23 protein-coding genes are annotated in these 25,374 nt (G+C 41.7%); 1 reads left to right on the top strand and 22 read right to left on the bottom strand.

Going from position 1 to position 25,374, the window contains the following annotated elements; translation table 11 throughout:
- Window positions 1-32: 32 nt before the first annotated feature.
- From HMPREF1125_RS07820 to HMPREF1125_RS07750, 15 genes are all read right to left on the bottom strand, one after another.
- Entirely contained in the window at window positions 33-845 is an 813-nt protein-coding gene (locus tag HMPREF1125_RS07820) for a LicD family protein (RefSeq protein WP_002883278.1), read from the bottom strand.
- A 57-nt stretch (window positions 846-902) separates the two neighbouring features.
- On the bottom strand, window positions 903-3,062 hold the full coding sequence (locus HMPREF1125_RS07815; RefSeq protein WP_001011687.1) for a LicD family protein: 2,160 nt from the start codon (window positions 3,060-3,062) through the stop codon (window positions 903-905).
- 21 nt (window positions 3,063-3,083) lie between these two features.
- Entirely contained in the window at window positions 3,084-4,052 is a 969-nt protein-coding gene (locus HMPREF1125_RS07810) for a glycosyltransferase family 2 protein (protein WP_000971793.1), read from the bottom strand.
- Window positions 4,049-4,885 carry a LicD family protein gene (locus HMPREF1125_RS07805; protein ID WP_001281440.1) on the bottom strand — a complete coding sequence of 279 codons (837 nt, stop codon included), beginning with the start codon at window positions 4,883-4,885 and terminating at the stop codon, window positions 4,049-4,051. The genes HMPREF1125_RS07810 and HMPREF1125_RS07805 overlap by 4 nt, the downstream gene beginning before the upstream one ends.
- Before the next feature lie 145 nt (window positions 4,886-5,030).
- A complete protein-coding gene (locus tag HMPREF1125_RS07800) occupies window positions 5,031-6,326 on the bottom strand; it encodes an LCP family protein (RefSeq protein ID WP_000032330.1) in 1,296 nt (431 codons plus the stop codon).
- Window positions 6,323-7,171 carry a prephenate dehydratase gene (gene pheA, locus HMPREF1125_RS07795; RefSeq protein WP_000686395.1) on the bottom strand — a complete coding sequence of 283 codons (849 nt, stop codon included), beginning with the start codon at window positions 7,169-7,171 and terminating at the stop codon, window positions 6,323-6,325. The genes HMPREF1125_RS07800 and pheA overlap by 4 nt, the downstream gene beginning before the upstream one ends.
- Window positions 7,168-7,644: a shikimate kinase gene (locus HMPREF1125_RS07790; RefSeq protein ID WP_001151359.1), complete on the bottom strand. Its 477-nt coding sequence runs from the start codon at window positions 7,642-7,644 to the stop codon at window positions 7,168-7,170. Before HMPREF1125_RS07790 ends, pheA begins: the two co-directional genes overlap by 4 nt.
- On the bottom strand, window positions 7,637-8,920 hold the full coding sequence (gene aroA / locus HMPREF1125_RS07785; protein ID WP_000769896.1) for a 3-phosphoshikimate 1-carboxyvinyltransferase: 1,284 nt from the start codon (window positions 8,918-8,920) through the stop codon (window positions 7,637-7,639). The genes HMPREF1125_RS07790 and aroA overlap by 8 nt, the downstream gene beginning before the upstream one ends.
- A gap of 89 nt (window positions 8,921-9,009) precedes the next feature.
- Window positions 9,010-9,348 (bottom strand): YlbF/YmcA family competence regulator, encoded by a 339-nt coding sequence (locus HMPREF1125_RS07780; RefSeq protein ID WP_000065970.1) that lies wholly within the window; start codon window positions 9,346-9,348, stop codon window positions 9,010-9,012.
- A 10-nt stretch (window positions 9,349-9,358) separates the two neighbouring features.
- Entirely contained in the window at window positions 9,359-10,462 is a 1,104-nt protein-coding gene (locus tag HMPREF1125_RS07775) for a prephenate dehydrogenase (protein WP_001140857.1), read from the bottom strand.
- Window positions 10,463-10,471: 9 nt separating this feature from the next.
- The gene (aroC, locus tag HMPREF1125_RS07770; RefSeq protein WP_001269853.1) at window positions 10,472-11,638 is read right to left on the bottom strand and encodes a chorismate synthase; all 1,167 of its coding nucleotides are present in this window, start codon (window positions 11,636-11,638) and stop codon (window positions 10,472-10,474) included.
- A 9-nt stretch (window positions 11,639-11,647) separates the two neighbouring features.
- On the bottom strand, window positions 11,648-12,715 hold the full coding sequence (gene aroB, locus HMPREF1125_RS07765; RefSeq protein WP_000702147.1) for a 3-dehydroquinate synthase: 1,068 nt from the start codon (window positions 12,713-12,715) through the stop codon (window positions 11,648-11,650).
- Between the two features lie 18 nt (window positions 12,716-12,733).
- Window positions 12,734-13,588: a shikimate dehydrogenase gene (locus HMPREF1125_RS07760; RefSeq protein ID WP_000762469.1), complete on the bottom strand. Its 855-nt coding sequence runs from the start codon at window positions 13,586-13,588 to the stop codon at window positions 12,734-12,736.
- A complete protein-coding gene (gene aroD / locus HMPREF1125_RS07755) occupies window positions 13,578-14,255 on the bottom strand; it encodes a type I 3-dehydroquinate dehydratase (protein ID WP_000767777.1) in 678 nt (225 codons plus the stop codon). The genes HMPREF1125_RS07760 and aroD overlap by 11 nt, the downstream gene beginning before the upstream one ends.
- The gene (locus HMPREF1125_RS07750) at window positions 14,252-15,415 is read right to left on the bottom strand and encodes a class I SAM-dependent rRNA methyltransferase (protein ID WP_001079981.1); all 1,164 of its coding nucleotides are present in this window, start codon (window positions 15,413-15,415) and stop codon (window positions 14,252-14,254) included. The genes aroD and HMPREF1125_RS07750 overlap by 4 nt, the downstream gene beginning before the upstream one ends.
- A gap of 270 nt (window positions 15,416-15,685) precedes the next feature.
- Here HMPREF1125_RS07750 and HMPREF1125_RS07745 point away from each other — a divergent pair, with 270 nt between their 5' ends.
- The gene (locus HMPREF1125_RS07745; protein ID WP_001181090.1) at window positions 15,686-17,134 is read left to right on the top strand and encodes an alpha-amylase; all 1,449 of its coding nucleotides are present in this window, start codon (window positions 15,686-15,688) and stop codon (window positions 17,132-17,134) included.
- Window positions 17,135-17,221: 87 nt separating this feature from the next.
- On the opposite strand, the gene alaS is transcribed toward HMPREF1125_RS07745, so the two are convergent.
- From alaS to HMPREF1125_RS07715, 7 genes are all read right to left on the bottom strand, one after another.
- Window positions 17,222-19,840: an alanine--tRNA ligase gene (alaS, locus tag HMPREF1125_RS07740; protein ID WP_000811721.1), complete on the bottom strand. Its 2,619-nt coding sequence runs from the start codon at window positions 19,838-19,840 to the stop codon at window positions 17,222-17,224.
- Window positions 19,841-19,861: 21 nt separating this feature from the next.
- Window positions 19,862-20,347 carry an LURP-one-related/scramblase family protein gene (locus HMPREF1125_RS07735; protein WP_000847089.1) on the bottom strand — a complete coding sequence of 162 codons (486 nt, stop codon included), beginning with the start codon at window positions 20,345-20,347 and terminating at the stop codon, window positions 19,862-19,864.
- Between the two features lie 274 nt (window positions 20,348-20,621).
- The gene (locus HMPREF1125_RS0102325; RefSeq protein ID WP_268928459.1) at window positions 20,622-21,299 is read right to left on the bottom strand and encodes an MBL fold metallo-hydrolase; all 678 of its coding nucleotides are present in this window, start codon (window positions 21,297-21,299) and stop codon (window positions 20,622-20,624) included.
- Between the two features lie 279 nt (window positions 21,300-21,578).
- Window positions 21,579-22,649 (bottom strand): ABC transporter substrate-binding protein, encoded by a 1,071-nt coding sequence (locus HMPREF1125_RS07730; protein WP_000737943.1) that lies wholly within the window; start codon window positions 22,647-22,649, stop codon window positions 21,579-21,581.
- A complete protein-coding gene (locus HMPREF1125_RS07725) occupies window positions 22,646-23,419 on the bottom strand; it encodes an ABC transporter permease (protein WP_000712722.1) in 774 nt (257 codons plus the stop codon). Before HMPREF1125_RS07725 ends, HMPREF1125_RS07730 begins: the two co-directional genes overlap by 4 nt.
- Window positions 23,416-24,222 carry an ABC transporter permease gene (locus HMPREF1125_RS07720; RefSeq protein ID WP_000754111.1) on the bottom strand — a complete coding sequence of 269 codons (807 nt, stop codon included), beginning with the start codon at window positions 24,220-24,222 and terminating at the stop codon, window positions 23,416-23,418. Before HMPREF1125_RS07720 ends, HMPREF1125_RS07725 begins: the two co-directional genes overlap by 4 nt.
- Window positions 24,203-25,360 (bottom strand): ABC transporter ATP-binding protein, encoded by a 1,158-nt coding sequence (locus tag HMPREF1125_RS07715; protein WP_000742898.1) that lies wholly within the window; start codon window positions 25,358-25,360, stop codon window positions 24,203-24,205. Before HMPREF1125_RS07715 ends, HMPREF1125_RS07720 begins: the two co-directional genes overlap by 20 nt.
- Window positions 25,361-25,374: the final 14 nt, after the last annotated feature.

Raw genomic sequence — 25,374 nt, 5'->3', positions numbered from 1 at the left:
TTTATCTTAAACAATAAGCAACTTTTACTAATCTAATCAATCCAGTAGTTTTTATCCCCTCCTGGAACTTGTTGCTCAATAGGGGGTGGAGTCATATAGTTTTCTCCAAATTCGTAGACAAGTATTTCATGGTATTTTCTCGGAACCTTGACCACAATGTTTTCATAAGGTATATCAATCAAATCATAGAGCCATTCTTTTTTTATACCATCTGGATAATAGGGGTCATAGATAGTACAAGTAAGATCTATTGCTTGATCTACACTATATTTCAAAGCAAGACTCTCTAATTTTTGATTCCATAGCTGTGGAGAAGTTAAGCGGAAAATAGCTGATCCCATATAACGAGGGAGGTTTTTAAGTCCACCATTCTCAGACTTGATCCCTTTAAAATTCAAAGAAGAAAGGCGAACGAAATATTTGTAGAGTTTCATTTTCTTACGGTCACTTTCCTGTGTTACGACACCATCATATGGAAAAATGTCAACGCAAGTTCCCAATACGACCGTTGGGTCTACGAGGTTAGCATCTCGACGTGTCCTTACATCATAGACTCTCATATAACTGTATGGATATCCCTTTGTTTCTCTGAATGAAATCAATTTATAGTAGGGATGATTTTCATTTTGTAAAACCTTATACAGTTTTTCAAATTCATCACGCGCTAAGGAAATATCTGTATCATCATCCCAAGGGATGAATCCTTTATGGCGTACAGCTCCTAGTAAGGTTCCAAAATCAATAAAGTATTTGATTTGATGTTGTTCACAAAGCTCATGTAGATACTTTAAAATATCCAATTCTACTTGTTTGATTTCTTCAAGAGTTAAAGTTCTTTCAGACATAGGTTTTATTCTCCTAAATTTGACTATATTTTTAAACGTTTCTTAATTTCAATCTCGTCATTTAGACCTTTTAATAATCTTCCACAATTTAAAATCATGATGAGATACTCTTTGTTCAACCGGTGGCAATTGCATATAGTCTCCATAGTCTGAGGTCAAAATTTCATGATAATTTTTCGGAATGGTAAATTCCTTACCTTCAAATGTTCCAGTAGTAGCTTGTTCCAGCCATTCACGTCTCCACACTGGTTTGTTCATATCTTTGTAGATAAGATAATCCACTTGCTCATAATCTGAGACTTTACGGGATTTTGCAAGCTCTTCAATCTGGGCAACGTATTTGTTCGTATTGGTGAAATAGAAAATAATAACTGATACATAGCGTAGCAGTGAATTCAGTACACTTTTCGTATTAGTAATGCCTTTAAAGGTGTAGCAACTCAATTGACGTTTCTTTATCAGTTTCGTCATCTTGTTTTTAAATTCTACGTCATCCTCGTAGCCATCTACAGGAAAAATATCTACATATATTCCCATATTTGAATCGATGCGAACATCTTCTTCCAACAAGTAGGTATGGTTATCCTGCACTTTCATGAAGGGATAGACATAGTTGAGATTATTTTTATAAGACATGACCTCGTAACGTTCATCAGGGTTAGCGATAAGGTAGTCTTGTAACTTTTCATAATCTTCTCGTAACATGCAGATATCCATGTCATCATCCCAAGGAATAAATCCTTGATGGCGAACAGCACCAATTAGACTTCCATATGCTAAGAAATACTTAACCCCAATTTTCTGACAAACATCATGAATATACTCCATGATTCCAAGTTCCATCTGTTGAATTTCACTGACATCTGTTACTTCTTGATACCGAATTCCTTCATCCTGTTTGCAGACTACAAGTCCATAGCCAATCGCTAGCCAGAAGATGATATTAATAAAGTTAGTTGAATACATAATCTGACTTTCAAATAATTGACCAAGCAAGATACCGAAGAAAAGAATCATGATCAATTTATCAGTATTTTTCTTGGAAACAATCAAATAAGTTAAAAAGCGCTTGATTACATATCCCAATATAAGAAGGAAGAATGCTAAGCCTAGAACTCCCGAACTGACAAATATGGTCACAAAAATGTTATGGAAGTTCCCACCGATAAGAGAGTTTTGAATCTCAAATTTACTAAAATATTCTGTGTAGTAATCTGGAACATTTCGTACACCATAACCAAAAATTGGTTTCGTACTTCCCATCTTGATGGCATTTTTCCAGATATAGGTTCTACCACTTGGTGTTGTTTCAATCAGATGGAGCTCACCGTTCTTCTTAGTGACAGACGAATCTGTTTCAGCATAGGATTGTCCTTTGTTTAAATCTAAGACAGTCGCAGTTTCAGATGAGATATAAATTGAAGTTATATAGCTTAATCCTATATTAGTTGCAGTAATCAGCAAACCAGCAACTATAAAAGTGAGGAATCGTTTAACGATACTTCCTCTAGTAGCAAAGAAACTATAGAGTCCAATCATGAGAAGTAAAGAAAGTAAGGCTCCTCGACTTTGCATCGTAGCGAAGTAAACTAATTGAATCACATTGTTCAGTTTAAGATAAACAGAATACTTACTTCCTTTATGGATCAAATACATAGCCAAAATAATGCTAATGTATGAAAATATCGCACTAGCATTCGGATTGACAATCCCCCACAGACGTCCATTCATGACACCATAGTAATAAGATTGCTCTCCAATCTTAAATAGGATAAGGACTCTACTTACTAATAAACCAAATGCAAAGATTGCGGAAGAGAAAGAAATGATTTGAACTGTATAGGCAATCCAGTCAAATAATTTTTTAAGTTGCCCTGATTGTAACATGGTAAATAATAAAACATAGGTTACCATGAAGAGAATTTCAATCACATTTCCAATCAAATGTCCCGAGTGATTGAAAATAGCAGATAGCAGATGGCTTCCAGCTAAGAGTCCAAATAAGGATAGAAATTTACGATCTACTGTGATTTCTTTCCACTTAAACAATAAAGTATAGCAAATATAAAGCACTACAATCGCTGACAATCCCTTATAGAGGGGATTTGCTATCTTATAAACCAGTGAACTCATACTTAAAATCGAAATGAAAACAAATAGATACGCAATCCATAGTTTTGATTTTTCAAAGTATTCATCCATTTTTGAAAAATTCATTTTCAACTCCTTCTCATGATATTAGTTTTTTAATCCAACAATTTTCTTATATAGCCATGGAGAAATGACAAGTGAAAGGATCGCTACCTTGCGAAAAGTAGTGAAATAAGCATCCTTCCATATTTCGCGTCGATGCTGAACAATCCAAGTTCTCAGATTGGCTTTCTCCTTTTGATACTCTTCACGTGAAGTAAAGATAATTTTATCGTAAACTGTGATGTACGACCAACATTCTCTGTTTATTAATTCGTATTTTAAATTAGGAAAGGCTTGTGAAACTTGAGCGATTATTTGCTGATAAACTTCTATCGTATCAAACACATGCTGATTAACAGATGTTGTTGCACTTCCCTCACGATGATCATAATAATAAACAGGTTTGTCAATAAATACGCTACTGCATCTTGTCTTTAGTAGCAATTCAGTTAAAAATAAGGCATCTTCAGCTAGATGATAATGTGTATTAAACTTTTCATCCGCAAGCAGGTCTCTATTAAACAGTTTTGCAACTGGAAAAAATGACGTTCTGGTGGTCATCAGTAGTTCCTTCATGGTTTCTTCTGTTGACCAGAGTTCTGTTTTTCCAGAATGTGGAGGTAAATCTGTCACAATGCCGTTTTTAATATGGTGCAGAGGAGCAATTACAAAGCCTATGTTTTCCCCCTCAACTGCACTTGCTAAAGTAGCTAGGTAATCCTGGGTAACGAAATCATCGCTATCAATAAAGGTAACCCAAGAACCCGTCGCTAGCTGAATTCCCATATTTCTAGCATTTGAAACTCCAGCATTTTCGATATGATGAGCCTTAATATTCTCATACTGAGATGCTAAGTGATCACAGATTTGTCCGCTGGAATCAGTAGAACCATCGTTGATTAAGATTAACTCAAAATGGGCATAAGTCTGTTGAAGAATCGACTCCACACATCGCTCCAGATAGGCTTCTACATTGTAGACCGGAACAATAACGCTTATTTTTTCTCCCATCATGCTCCATATTCTCCCTTGTATTCTGTATAAGACTTATCCATATCAGCTATGACAGCATCATGATGCGGTACTTGCTTGTCCGCTGGTGGTGGTGTCATATAGTCCCCAAAAGCAGTTCTGAGATAGGCATCATAACCGACTGGAATGGGCATCTCTGTTCCTTCAAATGGCAAGAAGAGATTGTCTTCAAAGGATGCGATTGGGTACTTGTTTCGCATGTAGCCTGGGCCCGAGCATAATTCTGTGATTCCATCGCTCTCAGCCAGACTATACTTGGTCATTTCTTTTTCAGCTTTTTTCCAAATGCGATAGCGTAGAGATTTTGGAGTCAGGCCGAGTAAGATGCGACTTCCCCATTTCATGATGGCACCATGCTTTTCTGGAACAGTTTGAGCACAAAAGAGTGAATAGATCAGGGCCCAACGAACCTGTTTCTTACGCTCAGCTGGATTTTCCGGATAATAATCTAAAGGCAAAACATCCAAGGCCAAACCGTGTGGCAAATCCAAATCCTGCTGGTAAGGTTTGATACAGGTGGTTTCCTTGTCACGAATGGTAATAAAAAGGTTACGGTCTACAAAGTCCTTGTGACTCTTTGACAAGAAATAGCGCTCATCTGCATAACGGGGCCACAGTTCTGCTAATTTTTCATAGTCCTTACGCGGCATGAAAAAGTCTAGATCATCATCCCAAGGAATAAAGCCCTTGTTACGAAGGGCGCCAATGGCTCCTCCACCACAGAGGTAGCATAACAAATCATGTTCTTTACAAAATGCGACGAAATATTCAGCCATTTCCAGACTACGAGCCTGAATCGCTTTCAAATCACTCATATCTCTCCTCTTCTGTCCAATAACGAGTTATATCATTTTATTATACCATAAAAAAGACTTAAAAATCTATCAGATAGTAAGAAAAACCAAAGCTCAGAATACCATTTCACTAGTGAATCAAACTTTGATTTTCATTTATCACCTCTTATCTCATCCCCATTTGAGCGAGCTTGGTTTGGTATTTATTTTGATCGACCAGAAGTCCTTGCCCTCCATAGACATCATAAGCATCTACCCAGTCACCAAGTTCGGGGACAGTGAGTCTTTCGATGCCATTTTGAGCACCTTCTAGGACAGATAAGCCATTGGTCAACAAGAAGCTATATGGTAGATTTGTTGACGTCATTCCAAAAACTTTTCCAAGTGCCTCTGATCCCGTAAAGAGCTTGGTTGGATCTTTGATCTGCTCAAGAACGGCTGACATGACTTGTTGCTGACGTTTGGTACGACCGTAGTCCCCTTCATCATCATCACGAAAACGAGCATAGTTCAGCAAGGTAGATCCATTCATCTGCTGCTTCCCAACTTTGATGGTTTGGGTTGGCGACTCTGTCTCTGTTGCATGAAGGTCATCTCCAACTGTAGCTTCTGTCAAAGGTTGACCATTCAATGTTGAAAATTGAGCATCAATTGTTACTCCGTCAGGGAAGAGAGTATCAATGGCTGTTGCAAAGGCCTGGAAGTCAACTAGGGCATAGTACTTGATGTCCAAGTCAAAGTTGTCTTTTAGAACCTTGCGGACCATTTCTGCCCCTTTTTGCCCTTCTTGTTCCCCAAGTTCATAGGCAACATTTAATTTGTTATCCGTTTGTTTCTGTCCATTTACAATCTTACTATACCCATCGATATAGACTAAGTTATCACGCATAAAGCTGACTAGCTTGATTTTCTTATCCGATCCGCTGACATTTAGTACCATGATTGTATCGGTACGGGTCTCCGCACTATTTTGGCCGATACGGCCATCTGTCCCCATGACTAGGATATTCACACCGTCTTTGGTATCATGACCGTTAAAGACCTCTACCTGAGCTGCCTTGGCGTCAGCTGGCTTATTTGTTGGATTGGTCGCTGACTGGAACCCTCGAAGAAACATGAAAATCATCCCTGCAGCCACACATGTAATCAACAGTAAGAACCAAGTCAGTATTCGTTTGAAGCGAATTCTTCTTTTTTTCTTTTTGACTTTAGGCAGAGGAGCTACCTTTTCACTTCTCTTAGATCGACTTCTACTGCCATAAGTCGGAAGATCAATATCTCTACCCCAAGTTTCTTCTTTTTCTTCTTGGTAGAAATGGTGAACTTCAGACTTGGGACCTGTCATTTTTTGTTGCAGATAATCAAACTCCCTCCGTTCACGGTCGTTGAGGTAATGAATATTTTTGAAGAGATAGTCATAACGTAACTGCTCGTGATGACTTAAAGGATTTTCTTTGCTCATTGACTCTCCTTTTCTATATCAGTTATGGTAAAAATCGGGTAGGTTCCCAGTATCTTGTGCTGAATTCCAATGGCTTCTAGTTCTTGTCTGGCAAAATGAATCAGTTCTTTGTCACTATAGTCTATATCGATAATGAAAAAGTATTCTCCCAAGGCTGTTTTAAGGGGGCGACTTTCAATCTTTGTTAAGTCAATCCCCCTCCAAGCAAAGGTCGAAAGTGCCTTGTAAAGAGCACCAGGTAGGTTGTCTGGTAAGGTCAAGGTCAAACTCATTTTTTCAGCTTGTGAGTTCAAAGGAATCTTCGGTATCTCTGCCCCTAACACCCAAAAACGTGTGAAATTAGCTTCCATTTCCTGAATATCCTCTGCAATCAATTCCAAGCCATATTCTTCGGCAGAACTTCTTGGTGCAATGGCTGCGTATGGCTGATCTGGATGTTCTGAAATAAATCGAGCTGCATAGGCAGTACTAGCGGTTACCTCTATTTTAGCAGCTGGATAGTGTGCATCAATGAACCTCTTTCCTTGAGCTAGAGCCTGAGGATGAGAAAAGATCTTTTCAATTTTTGACTGACCTGGAACCACCATCAACTGCTGGTGAATAGGCTGGACGATTTCTGCAACTGCTTGGATGCGAGCCTGATGAAAAAGGTAATCCAAGGTTTCATGAACACTACCCTCGATAGAATTTTCAACTGGCACCACAGAATAGTCCACTAAGTCCTGTTCATAGGCCTTGATAACATCTGTGATATTAGCAAAAGCCTGCAATTCCTCATGAGGAAAAGCTGTCTGCACAACATGATGCGAAAAAGATCCCTTAGGACCTAGATAGGCAATTTTCATCTCAGTTCCTCTATAATTTCCTCTGGGCTTAACTTGGTCACATCCAGAACCCGACTGGCTACTTCCTCATACCAAGCTTGTCTTTCATGGAAAATACTGGCTAGTTCTTCTTTACTTTTGTTGAGAAAAAGCGGGCGCTGGTTGTCCTTATCAGCCGAGATACGCTGATAGAGAGTTTCAAAATCTGCTTTTAGATAGATGTTATCAGGATTGGTCTTGAGCAAGTCGCGATTTCTCTGAGAAATGACAACTCCTCCGCCAGTTGACACAACTTGATTTGTTTCTAATAACTCAGCTAGGACTTCAGACTCTACTTGACGAAAGGCCTCTTCTCCCTTTTCAGCGAAAAAATTCGCAATGGACATGCCCAAACGTTCCTCGATTAAGGCATCCATATCGATGTAGTCTGGGTCCAATCCTCTAGCGATTGTCGACTTGCCTGCCCCCATAAATCCGAGTAATACCTTAGCCATGAATCAAGCTCTCCAAATCATCAAAGAAGCTAGGATAACTGGTATTGATAGCTTCAGCACGGTCAAGTTCCACTTCTCCATCTGCAACCAAGAGGGCTGCAATAGCTGTCATCATTCCAATTCGATGGTCACCAAACGTATTGACTCTAGCGCCATGAAGTCTTGATTTCCCTTTGACAATCATCCCATCTGCTGTAGGAGTGATGTCCGCCCCCATGCTATTTAAGGCATCTGCCACCACCTGAATGCGGTCGGTTTCCTTAACCTTGAGTTCTTCAGCATCCTTAATGACCGTTACACCTTGCGCTTGGGTCGCTAGAAGGGCAATAATAGGCAATTCATCAATCAAACGTGGAATCAAGGATCCACCAATCTCTGTTCCTTTCAGGTCTGAAGACTCGACAGTCAGCGTTGCAGATTTAGCGATTGGGTCGATTTCAGTTATTTCTAATTTTCCACCCATGGCACGAATGACATCAATAATACCAGTACGCGTTTCATTGATCCCCACATTCTGTAGCACCACACGAGAGTTTGGCACAATCAAACCAGCGATCAACCAAAAGGCGGCACTGGAAATATCTCCTGGAACAACTACCTTTTGTCCTGTCAGTTTTTGTGGTCCTTGGACTGTGATCTTTTTGCCATCCACACTTAAATGACCACCAAATTGCTGAAGCATATCTTCGGTGTGGTTACGAGTACATTCTTTCTCGAGAATAACGGACTCCCCCTGAGCCTGCAAGGCTGCAAATATCAAGGCAGACTTGACCTGAGCAGAGGCGATTGGCAACTCATAGTGAATTGGTGTTAGGTTTTTAGTACCTTTCAAGTGCAGAGGAGGCAAGTCTCGCTCTGTTTGACCAGAAATGCTGACGCCCATTTTTTTCAGAGGAATCGTCACACGGTCCATAGGGCGTTTAGAAAGACTATCATCTCCAAACATCTCTACTTCGAAGTCGGCACCAGCAAGGACACCTGAAATCAGGCGAATCGAAGTGCCAGAATTCCCCATATCCAAGGCGTTCTGCGGAGCTTTTAAGGCATCCATGCCTACACCTTGAATGGTAATAACCCCATCTTTGTCCTCAATTTTAACACCAAGGTCACGAAAAACCTGCATGGTTGAGAGCACATCCTCTCCACGCAGAATATCATATACCTTGGTTTCTCCCTCAGCCAAACTTCCAAAAATAATCGAACGGTGGCTGATAGACTTGTCACCTGGAACTCGGATACTGCCATGTAAGTGGCGAATGTTTGTTTTTAGTTTCATAGTTGACCTCATACTTGCAATACTTTTCTTATTTTATCACAAAAAAGCCAGAAATTCCTGAAATTTCTGGCTTTTATACAGATAAAATACTATTTCAACAATTCTGAAACAGGTTCAAAGACAATTTTTTCAATGTCTGAAAGGTAAATCGATAACTGTTGCTGCTTGGTAAAGAAATCTGACAAAAGAGCGTTTTCTTGGATTTGCTTGCTGAAGGACTGCATCTTTTCTTGGAAAGAGGCATCTGGCATTTGTCCAGTTTGCGCCATGACTTGGATTTCTTGTTGGAAGGCAAGGTAGTCTGAAAAAATCTTGCCAGCATGTTCATCTGCTTGGATGGCATCTTTAGCCGCCTTGACAGCCTTGTATTCTGGTAATTCGCGTAAGCCGCGACTGAGTTCGTTTGCACTATCATAAATATTTGACATGTTTTTCTCCTTATTTGATGACGACTGTGTAGTCCGTATTTTCAGAAATTAAGCGCTCAGCTCGTTCCAGATCCTGAGCATTTTTAAATGAAATTTGTAGAATCCCGTGAACATCCTCACGGTTTTCTTCGTTGATGTGGATATTAACCAAAGAAGTTCCTCTTAGCAATTCCAAAATTCGCAAGATAACATCTTCTTCATCGGGAACGTCGACATAGAGGTCATAAGAACTATCCACACCACCACGTTTATGGATTTCCATGGCCTGACGTTGCTCACGCGCTTGGTTGAAAAAGTTCCAAATCTTCTCTTCTTCCCCCTTGCTGATGGCTTGTCCAACCTCATCTAAGCGTTCCTTGAAATCCGCAATTCGCTCTAGAATGGTCTCGCGATTGGACAAGAGAATAGAAGTCCACATACCTGGGTCACTCTCTGCAATCCGGGTCATATCTCGAAAACCACCCGCCGCAAAGCGCCTTGTCATCTCATGTTCTTGAGCATAGACAGCTGTTTGCTCCATGAGACCTGATGCCAAGATATGGGGAAAATGGCTAATCTGTGAAGTCACTCGATCGTGCTCCTTGGCCTCAATCTCGATAAAACGAGCATGGAGACCAGAAAGTAGGTCCTTCATTTCCTCAAGCGTGTCCTGACTTGTCAGGCTCGAAGGTGTGAAGATATAGTAGGCATTTTCAAAGAGATTAACATCCGCAGAGGCAGCCCCTGTTTTGTGGCTACCAGCCATGGGATGGGCCCCGACAAATCGAACAGGCTTGCTAGCCAAATACTTCTCCGCTGCATCCACAATGGCTGACTTGGTTGAGCCCGCATCCGAGATAATGACGCCTTCTTTCAAGTATAAATCTGCCAGCTCCTTAATAAAAGCAATGGTCTGTTTGATTGGCAAGGTCAAGATGATGACATCTGCCAGAGGAGCAAAACTGGCAAAATCATCCGTCGCACGGTCAATCATACCTTCTTTCAAGGCAATATCTCTAGAAGCTTGACTGCGATTATAACCTAGAATTTCATAATCAGGATGATCACGCTTGATACCTAGGGCCATAGAGGCTCCAATCAATCCAAGACCTGCTATATAGACTGTTTTTGCCATAGGAACTCCTTAATAGTTCTTTGTATACTCACGGTGTTTGGCTACCGCTTCTTTTAATTCCTCTAGGTTGTCAGATGAGAATTTTTCAAGAATTTCCTGCACTAGAACTGTTGCCACAACAGCCTCCATGACCACACCTGCTGCTGGAAGAGCGGTTGGATCACTTCTCTCAACAGTTGCCTTGTAAGGTTCGTGAGTTTCGATATCCACACTCATCAATGGTTTGTAGAGAGTGGGAATGGGTTTCATGACACCTCGAACAACGATAGGTTGCCCATTGGTCATGCCACCTTCGAAACCACCTAGATTATTGGTACGGCGAGTATAACCGTCTTCTTTAGACCAGAGAATTTCATCCATAACTTGGCTGCCTTTTCGGTAACCAGCTTCAAATCCGAGACCAAATTCTACTCCTTTAAAGGCATTGATAGAAACAACTGCTTGGGCCAATCGCGCATCCAATTTTCTGTCCCATTGGACATAGGAACCAAGACCAACTGGAACACCTCCGACGACTGTCTCCACAACCCCACCGATGGTATCACCGTCACGCTTGATTTGGTCAATATAATCCTTGATTTCCTGTTCCCGTTCTTGGTTGACAATAGAAACTTCAGATTGGGCAGCTCTTTCCTTAATCTCAGCGACTGTTAGATTTTCAGGTACATCGATTTCCTTACCACCAAAGACCACAACGTGGTTGGCAATCTCCATATCCAGCTCAGCTAAGAGACGTTTGGCTACAGCTCCAACTGCCACCCGCATGGTTGTTTCACGAGCTGATGAACGTTCCAAGGAATTTCGTAAATCATCAAAACGGTACTTGATGCCCCCAACCAAGTCGGCATGACCTGGCCGAGGATGGGTAATTTTTCGTTTGCTTTTAAGGCGGTCTTCAATGTCCTCAGCAGACATGATATCCAGCCATTTTTGGTGGTCTTTGTTGATGACATCCATGGTAATGGGGGCGCCTGTCGTCTTCCCGTGGCGAACGCCCGATGTAAAGACGACCTGGTCGCTCTCAATCTTCATACGACCACCACGACCATAGCCACCCTGACGGCGTTTAAGGTCCTCATTAATATCCTCTGCTGTCAAAGGAAGTCCAGCTGGAATTCCCTCGATAATAGCCGTCAGACGGGGTCCATGTGATTCTCCTGCAGTTAAATATCTCATAGGTTCTCCTTATTTTACCAAGTAGTCTTTCATCTCTTCCAGAGAAACTGGGTGAATGGTCGCTGAACCAAGCTCTGGTACCAAGACCAATTTCAAGGTGTTCCCACGCGCTTTCTTGTCATGAGTCAAAGCTTGATAAAGTTTATCAACATCCCAGTTTTCATAGTCAACAGGCAAACCAAATTTCTGACACATAGCTGTGATGGACTGGGTTATGCCAATCGGCATAAGGCCTTTTTCCTCAGCAACCTTGGAAATCTGAACCATGCCCATGGCCACAGCCTCACCATGCATGACCTTGCCATAACCAGCAGTCGCTTCAATAGCATGGCCAATAGTGTGCCCAAAATTGAGGTAAAGGCGAACACCGTTATCCAACTCATCCTCAACCACCATCTTGCGCTTAACCTGACAAGAATGTTCTATCAAAGTCTCTGCATGTTCCAGAATACTCTCAACAGAACCATCCAGCTCCGTTAAGAGAGCCCATAGTTCTGGATCCTCAATCAAGCCATACTTGATAACCTCACCCATTCCTTCAATCAACTCTCTTTTTCCGAGTGTTTCAAGGACAAGCGGATCAATCAGAACCCCATCTGGTTGAGCAAAGGTCCCCACCATATTTTTAGCAAATGGAGTGTTGACTCCTGTCTTACCACCGATAGAAGAATCAACCTGAGCAGTCAAACTAGTCGGAATCTGAACAAAGTGAATGCCCCGCATATAGGTAGAGGCTACGAAACCAGCCAGATCCCCTACGACACCACCACCAAGAGCCACGATTCCATCGCTACGTGTCAAACCCTGCTTAACTAGAAATTCATAAACTTTCTGAACAGTGGTTAAATTCTTTCTTTCTTCACCTTCTAAGAAATCAAAAACAGCTACCTGAAAACCAGCATCTTCTAGGCTGAGTTTAACCTTCTCTGCATAGAGAGAAGCTACATGGTTATCGGTCACAATGACTACCTTTTGAGGTTGCCAAAGTTCTTTCAACCATTGACCAGTCTGAGCCAAACAACCTTTTTCAATCTGAATATCATAGGGATGATGCGGAATATCAATTCTGATTTTCATAGTAGGGTCTCCTTTTCACTATTTATATTTTTCTGTTAAGGACTGCCAAATCTCGTCTGTCGGCATTTCTTTACCTGTCCACAATTGAAAAGCTTCAGCAGCTTGATAGAGCAACATTCCCAGACCATTGACGGCTGGATTGCCCTGGCTTCTAGCCCATTTCAAAAATGGCGTCTCAAAGGGTCGGTAAATGATATCTGCGACCAAGAGAGCCTTTGGCAAATTGATGCTTTCAGGAACTGGGGACGACTGACCATCCATCCCCACACTAGTCGCGTTGACGAGCAGGTCCGACTCAGCAATCCTTGCTTGCAGTTCAGAAAGATTTTCTAAAGCATACAAGTCCACTTTAAAGCCTGTCTGCTCCTGCAACTTGTCTAGGTAAGATCTTGTTTTTTCCATGGAAACTGAACGAACAAAGACTGAAACCTGACTGACACCATCCAAAATAGCCTGTGCCAAAATGGACTTGGCCGCACCACCTGCTCCCAGAATGGTCATTTTCTTATCCGAGATTGTAAAAGAAGGCAAGCTCTTAAAAAATCCCTTGCCATCTGTATTATATCCAATTAACGTTCCATCTTGATTAACAACTGTGTTGACCGCCCCAATCAAACGAGCCTCATCACTCAACTCATCCAGATAAGGAATAACCTGCTCCTTGTAAGGCATAGACAGGTTGATGCCAAACATCTGGTAACGGCGAATATTGGCGACTGTTTCTGCCAAGTCACCCGCTTCAATCTCCCAAGCTACATAGGCACCATTGGTAGCTGTCGCCTCAAAGGCCCTATTGTGGATAAAGGGGGAAATAGAGTGTTTGATGGGATTGGCAACAACTGCAGCTAAACGTGTATAGCCATCAAGCTTCATCCAAAATCTCCCTGATTTTCTTCATGTTTGATAGAGAAATCTGACCTGGGGCACTCGCTTCATCTAGACTAGCAAAGGACCAACTCGAACCCGTCACATCTGAAGTGATACGAGATACCTTGCCCATTTTCCCCATGGAAATGGTCACGTAGTCTTGTTCAGGATTGAGTGTTTTAAATCCTCGTGTGTAGTTCATCAGGTCTAAAACATCCTGCTCCGTATGGGCCATGACAGATACCTTGACCACTTTTGGAGAAAGACTGGTCAACTCAGACAGGATTTCCATCATGTTTTCAGGTGTCTCTTGAAAATTATGGTAACTCAAAACAAGATTTGGAAAATCCAACATTTCCTCAAATACATCCTTGTAGCTGAAGTACTCAAAATCCACATAGTCTGGTTGATAGAGTTGAGTGACTTCCTTGATGATTTGAACATACTCCTCAGAAGACAGTTCGATTTCTCCTCCCTCAGAGCGAGTCCGAAGGGTAAAGACCAGTTCGCGGCCTGCGAATTTCTCAAAGATTGCAGGTGCTACCTGTAAAATGGCTTCCTTGGCGAGGAAGTCTGCACGCCACTCGATGATATCGGCATCTTCATACCGTGTGGCATCCAGTTCTTGCGCTTCTTCTAAACTTCTTGGCATTACTGAAACGATTAATTTCATCTACTAACCTTCATACTAATCACCTTGAGGTAATTACTGCTTTCATCTTTTTTATTATAGGCAAAGTCTGCTGGAAGACCATATTGGTTTAAGATCTGATATTTTCTTCCTGCAAAACCTTTATCAATTTGTTCTGTAAATTTCTGACGGGAAACATTGGCAGCATTGGTACTGGCAATGATAATGCCTCCCAGATTTAAAATCTCTAGACTTTGGGAAATCAGCTTGTGATAGTCCTTAGCTACAGAAAAAGTTTGTTTTTTATTGCGAGCAAAGCTCGGCGGATCAAGCACAATCACATCATAAGTCAAGCCTTTTCGCTTGGCATACTTGAAGTACTCAAAAACGTCCATGACGATAAAACTGTGATTGTCCGTACTGAATCCATTTGCCTGAAAATGAGCTTCTGATAGCTCTCTCGATCGTTTGGCCAAGTCGACAGAAGTCGTCTCACTGGCGCCTCCCATAGCTGCAGCAACTGAAAAGGCAGCCGTATAGGAAAACATATTGAGCAAGGATTTACCCATGGCTAGACCATCCACCAAACTCCCACGAACCTCATGTTGGTCCAGAAAAATACCTGTCATCAAGCCATCATTCATAAAGACTTGATAGAGCACGCCATTCTCAAGAACAGTAAAATAGTCTGGCGCTTCCTCACCATAAACATGGGCAGACTCGTAATCTAGACCTTTAAAACGAATCTTTTCGTACGCTCCCAAGACCTCAGGAAAAACTTCCTTAAAAGCCTTTACTATCAACTTCCGAATCTGGTAAACAAACGAGTTGTACCACGAAAAGACAGCATAATCTCCGTAGAGATCGATAGTCAGGCCACCAAAACCATCCCCCTCTTGGTTAAAAAGGCGAAAGGCAGTAGTCAAGTCATCTTGATAATAAGGCATTCTAGCTTCCTTTGCCTTACGAAACAGAGATCCAAAGAAGATTTGGCTAAAGCTAACCTTTTCCTTGCTGATGAACCAACCAATTCCCTTGTTCTGTTGAGAAAGATAGGCACTCCCTAAAAACTTCCCGTCTTGACTAAGAACTTCTACTGCCTGATCCGTCAGATCAATATCTCTTAAATCACTTGCTTCCAAAAGAACTAGACCTTTAGCTAGCTTTTTTTCAACACGTCTGCTGACCCTAATTCTATTCATAGCTACTATTATAGCAAATTTTATGACAATTCTCAAAAAAGAAACCGCTTATCCATTTTTACTTTAGTTTACTAAGTGCCATTTTTGTAAAAATAAGTTTACTCAATTTATTTTTTCTCCTAAACATTATTTCTCTAGCAATGGGAAGGAAATAGTGTCTTTAAAAATAGACAATTCTAGAAATGAGTATAGAAAACTGCGCAAACGTTTGCCTAGTACTAAACTTTATGGTAGAATAAAACACAACATTGATAAGCAAGAGGAAAAACAATGCAAAATCAGACACTTATGCAATACTTTGAATGGTATTTGCCTCACGACGGCCAACACTGGACGCGACTGACAAATGATGCAGAGCACCTAGCAAGCCTTGGTATCAGCCATGTCTGGATGCCACCTGCCTTCAAGGCAACCAACAAAAAAGATGTCGGCTATGGTGTTTACGATCTTTTTGACCTAGGCGAATTTCACCAAAAAGGAACTGTCCGTACCAAGTATGGGTTTAAAGAAGACTATCTTCAAGCCATTCAAGCCCTAAAGGCACAAGGAATTCAACCTATGGCCGATGTGGTGCTCAATCACAAGGCCGCTGCTGATCATATGGAAGCCTTTCAGGTTATTGAAGTAGACCCTGAGGATCGTACCGTTCAACTAAGCGAGCCCTTTACTATCAATGGCTGGACTCACTTTACTTTCGATGGTCGCCAAGATACCTACAATGACTTCCACTGGCACTGGTACCACTTCACAGGTACAGACTATGATGCCAAGCGCCGTAAGTCTGGCATTTACCTGATCCAGGGAGACAATAAAGGTTGGGCAAATGAGGAATTGGTCGATAACGAAAACGGCAACTACGACTACCTCATGTATGCTGACCTAGACTTTAAGCATCCTGAAGTCATCCAAAACATCTATGACTGGGCTGACTGGTTCATGGAAACGACTGGTATTGCTGGTTTCCGTTTGGATGCCGTCAAACACATCGACTCTTTCTTTATGCGCAATTTCATCCGTGATATGAAGGAAAAATATGGTCAAGATTTCTATGTTTTTGGTGAATTTTGGAACCCAGATAAAGAAGCCAACCTAGACTATCTCGAAAAAACAGAGGAACGTTTTGACCTTGTCGATGTTCGTCTCCACCAGAATCTCTTTGAAGCCAGTCAAGCTGGAGCAAGCTACGACCTCCGTACTATCTTTACTGATAGCTTGGTTGAACTCAAGCCTGACAAGGCTGTCACTTTCGTTGACAACCATGATACTCAACGAGGACAGGCCCTTGAGTCTACTGTTGAAGAATGGTTCAAACCAGCAGCCTATGCCCTTATTCTATTACGCAAAGATGGGCTTCCATGTGTCTTTTACGGAGATTATTACGGTATTTCAGGGCAATTTGCTCAAGAAGATTTCAGAGAAGTTCTTGACCGTCTCCTAGCCATCCGAAAAGACTTGGCCTATGGAGAGCAAACAGACTACTTTGACGATGCCAACTGTATAGGTTGGGTTCGTTCAGGTGCTGAACATCAATCCCCAATCGCTGTCCTTATCTCAAATGACCAAGAAAACAGCAAGTCAATGTTTGTTGGTCAAGAATGGGCTAACCAAACCTTTGTAGATTTACTTGGAAATCACCAAGACCTAGTCACAATTGATGCTGACGGTTATGGAGATTTTCCAGTAGCAGCAGGTTCAGTCAGTGTCTGGGCGGCAAAATAAACCTATCAGTTACAAGTCAAATCCAACTGGATTTGGCTTTTTTGTATGCACAAAAAGACCTACCCAAATGGATAGATCTTTATTGTCTTACAATTTACCTGCTACTACATCCAAGAGTTCTTGGATTTTCGCTTGGTTGCTTCCTCCTGCCATGGCCATGTCTGGTTTACCACCACCACGTCCATCGACGATTGGAGCCAATTCTTTGACAAGGTTTCCTGCATGCACATCTTTTGTCTTGCTTGCAACAAGGATATTGACCTTGTCACCAATAGCGGCAACTAGGACAAGCACATCAGAGTAGTCTTTTTGTTGCCATTTGTCCGCAAAGGTACGAAGGGCACCGGCATCTGATACAGACACTTGGCTAGCAATATAACGATGGCCGTTGACTTCTTTCACATCCTTGAAGACATCGCCTGCAGCTGCGGCTGCTGCTTTTTCCTTCAATTCTGCATTTTCTTTTTGCAATTGACGGAGCTGCTCTTGAAGTCCTTCGACTTTGTGAGGCACTTCCTTGAGTTGAGGTGCTTTCAAGGTTGCTGCGACAGCTTTCAGAGCGTCTTCTTGCTCACGGTAGGCTTCAAAGGCTTCTTTACCAGTCACTGCCAAGATACGGCGAGTTCCTGATCCGATTCCTTCTTCTTTGACAATCTTGAAGAGACCAATCTCAGAAGTGTTGCCAACATGCGTACCACCACAAAGTTCAACAGAGTAATCACCGATTGTAACGACACGGACTTCCTTGCCGTATTTCTCACCAAAGAGGGCCATAGCTCCCATTTCTTTAGCTGTATCGATATCTGTCTCAACAGTTTCTACTGCAATTGCTTCCCAGATTTTCTCATTGACCTGTTGTTCAATGGCGCGCAATTCTTCAGGAGTTACTGCTTGGAAGTGTGTGAAGTCAAAGCGAAGGAATTCGACTTCGTTAAGGGATCCTGCTTGTGTCGCATGGTTTCCAAGGATATTGTGAAGGGCAGCGTGAAGCAAGTGAGTCGCTGTGTGGTTCTTCATCACACGAAGACGACGGTTGGTGTCGATGCTAAGTGTGTATTCTTGGTTCAAGGCAAGCGGAGCGTGGACTTCAACAGTATGAAGTGGTTGGCCGTTTGGTGCTTTTTGAACATCTGTCACTGTAGCCACAACGTTTCCAGCAGTGTCCAAGATTTGACCATGGTCAGCTACTTGTCCACCCATTTCAGCATAGAATGGAGTCTCTGCAAAGATGAGGGATGCAGTTCCTTCAGAAACAGCTTCTACTTCTGCATTATCCGCTACGATAGCTACTAATTTCGAAGGCAATTGACTAGCATTGTAGTTGAAGACACTTTCCACTGTAATGTTTTGGAGGGTTTCATTTTGCATTCCCATTGAGCCACCCTTGACAGCTGACGCACGCGCACGTTCTTGCTGCTCTTTCATGGCTACTTCAAAACCTTCACGGTCTATAGTCATCCCAGCTTCTTCAGCGATTTCTTCAGTCAATTCAACTGGGAATCCGTAAGTGTCGTAGAGTTTGAAGACATCTTGCCCAGCGATAACGTTTTGACCTTTCGCTTTCAAATCAGCTACAATGGTTTCTGCAAAGTGTTGACCTGAATGAAGGGTACGGGCAAATGACTCTTCTTCGCTCTTGATGATTTTTTCGATAAAGTCACATTTTTCAAGCACTTCTGGGTAGTAGCTTTCCATAATTTTTCCAACAGTTGGAACAAGTTTATAAAGGAAAGGCTCGTTGATACCCAATTTTTGACCGTGCATAGAAGCACGACGGAGAAGACGGCGAAGAACATAACCACGGCCTTCATTTCCTGGAAGGGCACCATCACCGATGGCAAATGAAAGGGAACGGATGTGGTCAGCGATAACCTTGAAGCTCATGTTATCGCCATCTTGGTCGTAGACCTTACCAGACAACTTCTCAACTTCACGAATAATCGGCATGAAAAGGTCTGTTTCAAAGTTTGTCTTAGCCCCTTGGATAACCGCCACCAAACGCTCCAAACCAGCGCCCGTATCAATGTTTTTGTGTGGCAATTCCTTGTATTCGCTACGAGGAACAGCAGGATCCGCGTTAAATTGTGACAAAACGATGTTCCAGATTTCGATGTAACGGTCATTTTCGATATCTTCTGCTAGAAGGCGAATACCGATATTTTCTGGATCAAAGGCTTCCCCACGGTCAAAGAAGATTTCTGTATCTGGTCCAGAAGGTCCTGCACCGATTTCCCAGAAGTTATCTTCGATTGGGATCAAGTGACTTGGATCCACGCCCACTTCAATCCAGCGGTTGTAAGAATCTTTATCATCTGGATAGTAGGTCATATATAGTTTGTCTTTAGGAAAATCAAACCATTCTGGGCTTGTCAAGAGTTCATAAGCCCAGGTGATGGCTTCATCACGGAAGTAATCTCCAATAGAGAAGTTCCCCAACATTTCAAACATGGTATGGTGACGAGCAGTCTTCCCTACGTTTTCGATGTCATTAGTACGGATGGCTTTTTGCGCATTGGTGATACGTGGATTTTCAGGTTTGATAGTCCCGTCAAAGTATTTCTTAAGGGTTGCTACCCCAGAGTTAATCCATAAAAGAGTTGGGTCATTTACAGGAACCAAACTCACTGATGGTTCTACAGAGTGGCCTTTGCTTGCCCAGAAGTCAAGCCACATTTGGCGAACTTGAGCACTAGATAGTTGTTTCATAATATCTCCTTATTTACTTATTTAATTTGATTGGCTTTCCAGCATCTCCACATAGTCAATCGCGACACAGAGGGAAATGACCAGATCTGCATAAGAGTCTTCATAGACGGTAACATTGTAGGTTGAGGTCAAATGGAAAATCTCTTTTCGAATCTCGGCGACAAGCTGATCACGATCATCTAGCAATTTGAAATTCAAATCCCAGATATTGCCCTCTATACGAAGCCCTAGATGATCAAACTCATACTTATCTCGAAAGAAGGTCAGCTTCTTACGAATGATGAAATTTGAACCGTTTCGTAACTGGATATTAAAGCGAGGAAGCAAGGTGAAAAATTCTTTACTAATCTCACTGACTTGCTCACCATAGGCGTCATAGACGGTAAAGGTCTTAGGAATTTGGAAGAAAGATCCCTCCACCTGATAGTTTACCACTCCTCTATCATCCTTGATATCAAAGCGTTCGCCTCCAAGACGAAACTTTTGTTTCACGAGAAATGTCTTCATAAACACCTCCAAAAATCAAAAGACAAGCTCACATCACGAAGGGCGAAAAACCGCGGTACCACCTTCATTCAATGAACTTGTCATTCTCATAATCTTATGCAATTGTCTGATTGAGTAGCATGACTTTCTACCTTAGATGGCTCGCAGCACCGCCATTTCTCTGGACTAAGACAACTGAAAATCAATTCTCAACTTTACTATTATACTGTTTTGATAGAGATTCGTCAAGTTATATCATTTTAAAGATACCACATCAAGTTATAGATTCTTAAACTTAGATACTAATCATCTCCCCCACAGAAAGAGTTTTATAATTAGCATCTGTTACTTCTTTTTTTGTAGTCTGGTAATGACTATAATCTTCAATATGAATCGGATAAATATTTTTGGGTTGAAGTGTAGATTCTAATTGCTTTAACATCTTTAAATCCATTGTGAATGGACTACCAAATGAATCAGATTTGACGGCTCCAAGATTTGCAAAAATAGTATCAATTTTTTGGAGAACAAAATCTGTTAATCCTGGATATAAAATCGTGTCACCTGTAAAGTAGATTATTTTAGTTTGCAAAGGAGTTGTGATTGTTATTTGATATCCATTAACCTTTCCAACTATTTTTTGCATTATATAATTACTCGCATGGTACTCTGGCACAGCTTTAATAATAATTTGATATTCATCAGCTGAAAACAACTGCTCTTCTCCCCAATTCAAAACTATATTATTTAAACATGACAATCCTTCTGTGATTTTTCTGTTAGGAGAAATTACGGTTTTATCCCTCAGGTATCCTTTCCCTATATCATCTAAATGATCTCGATGACCATGAATTATTAACCAAACGTTAACTTTATTATGAAGCTTCTTGTCATTATTGACATCAGTTTGTTTTTTAGATACAAAGCCTTTAAATTGAACTAAAGTACCTTTAGGAGATAAATCAGGGTCAATCCCTATATAAAATTTGTCATCTACGAAAATGACTCCACATACAACTCCACAATAAGTAAACGAAATAGATATAATACTCCTACAAATAGTTCCTAAATCACTTTTTTCTATGAAAAGATAAATTCTTTATGATTAGAAAAATTATAACACGATTCACAAATTATTACTACTTACCACTTGAAACCATAATAAAACCTAGCTATAGAAACTTTTCTTGTTACTAATAGCTAGGTTTTATTTTAGTCTAATTAAAATTTCTTTCCAACAACTGGAAATCTTCTACTTCCGATACATTTTAAACTGTAGGAAGAGATCGCTATATTTGCCTGTCCATTTATGGTCAAATTTCTCATAAACTTCTAGGTTTTTCATGGTATCAGCGTCTGGATAGAAGGACTTGTCTTCTTTGGTCTCCTCTGGGAGCAGTTCCTTAGCCGTGTTATTTGGTGTTGCATAGCCGACATATTCTGCATTTTTAAGAGCATTTTCGGGTTTCAACATAAAGTTAATAAAGGCATAGGCTGCATCTTGGTTTTTTACGGTTTTGGGAATGACCATGTTATCAAACCAGAGATTGCTGGCCTCTGTCGGAACGACATACTTGAGGTTAGGATTTTTCTCCAACATCTGGCTGGCTTCCCCAGAGAAAGTCACACCGATGGCAGCATTGTTCTGGATCATGTAACCCTTCATCTCGTCCGCCACAATGGCCTTGATATTTGGAGTCAGTTTGTAAAGCTTATCTACTGTCTCTTCCAACTGCTGAGGATCCTTTGAGTTGAGGCTGTAACCAAGTGAGTTAAGCCCGAGTCCCAGCACCTCACGCGCCCCATCAAAAAGCATGATGGAATCCTTATATTCTGGCTTCCAGAGGTCATCCCAATGCTCAGGCGCCTCATCTACCATGGTTTCATTGTAGACAATTCCCAAGGTACCCCAAAAATAAGGAATGGAGAATTTATTGCCCGGGTCAAAAGACTGGTTGAGGAACTCAGGTCCGATATTTTCGATTCCTTCAATTTTTGAATAATCAAGAGGTACTAAGAGGTCTTCGTCCTTCATCTTGTTGATCATGTACTCACTTGGGATGGCAATATCATAGGTTGTTCCACCCTGCTTGATCTTGGTGTACATGGCTTCGTTGGAATCAAAGGTCTCGTACTGAACTTGGATGCCTGTTTCTTCGGTGAATTGCTCCAAGAGTTCGGGATCAATGTAGTCTCCCCAGTTGTAGATAACCAGTTTTTGACTATCTCGACTGTTGATTTTACTATCTAGATGATGGGAAATTCCCCACAAGACAAGGATAATGGCTGCAATTCCTGCTAAAAATGAATAGAGTTTTTTCATGCTTGCTCCTCCTTCTCACGTGAGATAAAGTAATAGCCAACAACTAGGATAATACTAAAGAGAAAGACAAGGGCAGAGAGGGCATTGATTTCTAACGAAATCCCCTTCCGAGCACGAGAGTAAATCTCGACTGACAGGGTTGAAAAACCATTTCCCGTTACAAAGAAGGTCACGGCAAAGTCATCCAGCGAGTAGGTAAAGGCCATAAAATAACCTGCAATGATAGACGGAGTCAGGTAAGGAAGCATGATTTCCTTAAACATCTGAAATTGACTGGCACCTAAGTCATAAGCCGCGTGAATCATATCATCATTCATTTCCTTGAGACGAGGTAGAACCATCAAGACCACAATTGGGATGGAAAAGGCCACGTGACTAGATAGAACCGTCAAAAATCCAAGTGAAAACTTAAGCTGGGTAAAGAGAATCAAGAAGCTGGCACCAATCATAACGTCGGGTGCAACCATGAGAATATTATTGAGTGATAGAAAGGCTTCTTGGTATTTCTTACGAGACTGATAGATATAGATGGCACCGAAAGTCCCAATAATGGTCGCAATCAAGGCTGATAGAAAGGCCAAGAAAAAGGTTTGGGTCAGGATCAACATGAGACGACCATCACCAAACATGGTTTGAAAATGGCTCAAGCTAAAACCAGTAAAGCTGTTCATATCATCGCCAGCATTAAAGGCATAGCCAATCAAGTAAAAAATTGGCAAGTAAAGGATGATAAAGACAAAGGCTAGGTAGAGATTGGCAAATTTTTTCATCGTTCTCTCCTTTCCTTGGTCACCCACATGGTGATGAACATAGTCAGGATGAGAATCACACCGATGGTGGAACCCATACCGTAGTTGTCATTGGTCAGGAAGTTCTGCTCAATAGCCGTTCCCAGTGTGATAACACGGTTCCCACCAATCAAACGTGTCAGCATGAAGAGGCTCAAGCTGGGGATAAAGACGGACTGAACCCCACTTCTCACACCGTTCATAGATAGAGGGAAGATGACATGACGGAAGGTCTCCCACTTAGTTGCACCAAGGTCATAGCTAGCATTGATCAGATTATTGTCCATATCGTCCAAGACATTGAAAATGGGCAAAATCATAAATGGAAGCTCGATGTAGCTTGCGACAAAGATGAAGGAGAAATCAGTAAAGAGCAACTGCTGTGAACCGATTCCGATAAATTCCAAAAATTGATTAATAGAGCCATTCTGACCAAAAATCCCGATAAAGGCATAAGCCTTAAGGAGTAGGTTAATCCATGTAGGAAGGATAATCAGCATGAGCCAGAGTTGACGGTGCTTGAGACGAGTCAAAAAGAGGGCTGTTGGATAGCTGATGAAAAGAGTCACTAGGGTCACAATCCCTGCATAGAGCACAGAGTTGAAGCTCATTTTAAGGTAGGTCAGGTTTTGGGACGCAAAGTAAGATTTATAGTTTTCTAAACTGAACTGCCCTTCAATGTTGAAAAAGGATTGACCGAAAATCAAGACCAAGGGTGCGAGAACAAAGAGGGCAATCCAAAGCATGTAGGGCACTACAAAGAGTTTAGAGGTTGTTTTCTTCATCTCTTTCCTCCTCGATTGCGTTAATCAGACCTGCTTCTTGCTCTTCGATTTCTACGTATTCTTCAATACGAGCATCGAACTCTTCTTCGGTTTCGTTGAGACGCATGATGTGGATATCTTCTGGTTCAAAGTCCAGACCGATTTCCTCACCCACAATGGCCTTACGAGTCGAGTGGATCATCCATTCATTGCCAAGTTCGTCATAGGCGATAATCTCGTAGTGAACCCCACGGAAAAGTTGGGTATCAACCTTAACTTGGAGCTTGCCTTCTTCAGGAAGAGTGATGCGCAAGTCCTCTGGACGAATAACGACTTCGACAGGCTCATTTGGCTTCATCCCACCATCAACCGCTTCAAAGCGTTTTCCGTTAAACTCAACCAAGTAGTCCTCAATCATGGTTCCTGGCAAGATGTTGGACTCACCGATAAAGGTGGCAACAAAGTGGTTGATCGGCTCATCATAGATGTCCACAGGCGTTCCAGACTGAACAATCTCGCCATCATTCATAACGAAAATCCAGTCACTCATGGCAAGGGCTTCTTCCTGATCGTGAGTGACAAAGACAAAGGTAATCCCCAATCGTTGTTGCAATTCACGCAGTTCGTACTGCATGTCTGTTCGCAATTTCAAGTCCAGCGCTGACAAGGGCTCATCCAACAATACCAAACGGGGTTGGTTAATGATGGCACGGGCAATAGCTACACGCTGACGTTGTCCTCCAGAGAGTTTACGGATGGAACGCTTCTCGTAACCTTCCAACTGAACCATCTTGAGAACTTCTGCTACACGTTGCTCAATTTCTTTCTTGTCGATTTTACGCAAGCGGAGCGGAAAAGCAACATTTTCAAACACATTCATATGTGGAAACAAGGCATAGGATTGGAAGACTGTATGGACATCTCGCTTGTTGGTTGGGATGTCGTTGATCCGTACCCCATCCAGCAAAATATCTCCTGTTGTCGCATCCAGTAAACCTGCAATGATGTTTAGAATGGTTGATTTTCCTGAACCAGATGCGCCTAAAAGAGTGTAGAACTTCCCCTCTTCCAACTCAAAGTTAATGTCTTTGAGAACCTTGGTGTTGCTGTCTTCAAAAACTTTAGAGACGTTTTTGAATTCAATAATTGGTTTTTTCAATTGTCATAAATTCC

The sequence above is a fragment of the Streptococcus oralis SK304 genome (genome assembly GCF_000287715.1).
GTDB lineage: Bacteria > Bacillota > Bacilli > Lactobacillales > Streptococcaceae > Streptococcus > Streptococcus oralis_Y.
Note: the sequence above shows the minus strand (reverse complement) of the source record. Positions and strands in the feature narration are given on the sequence as shown.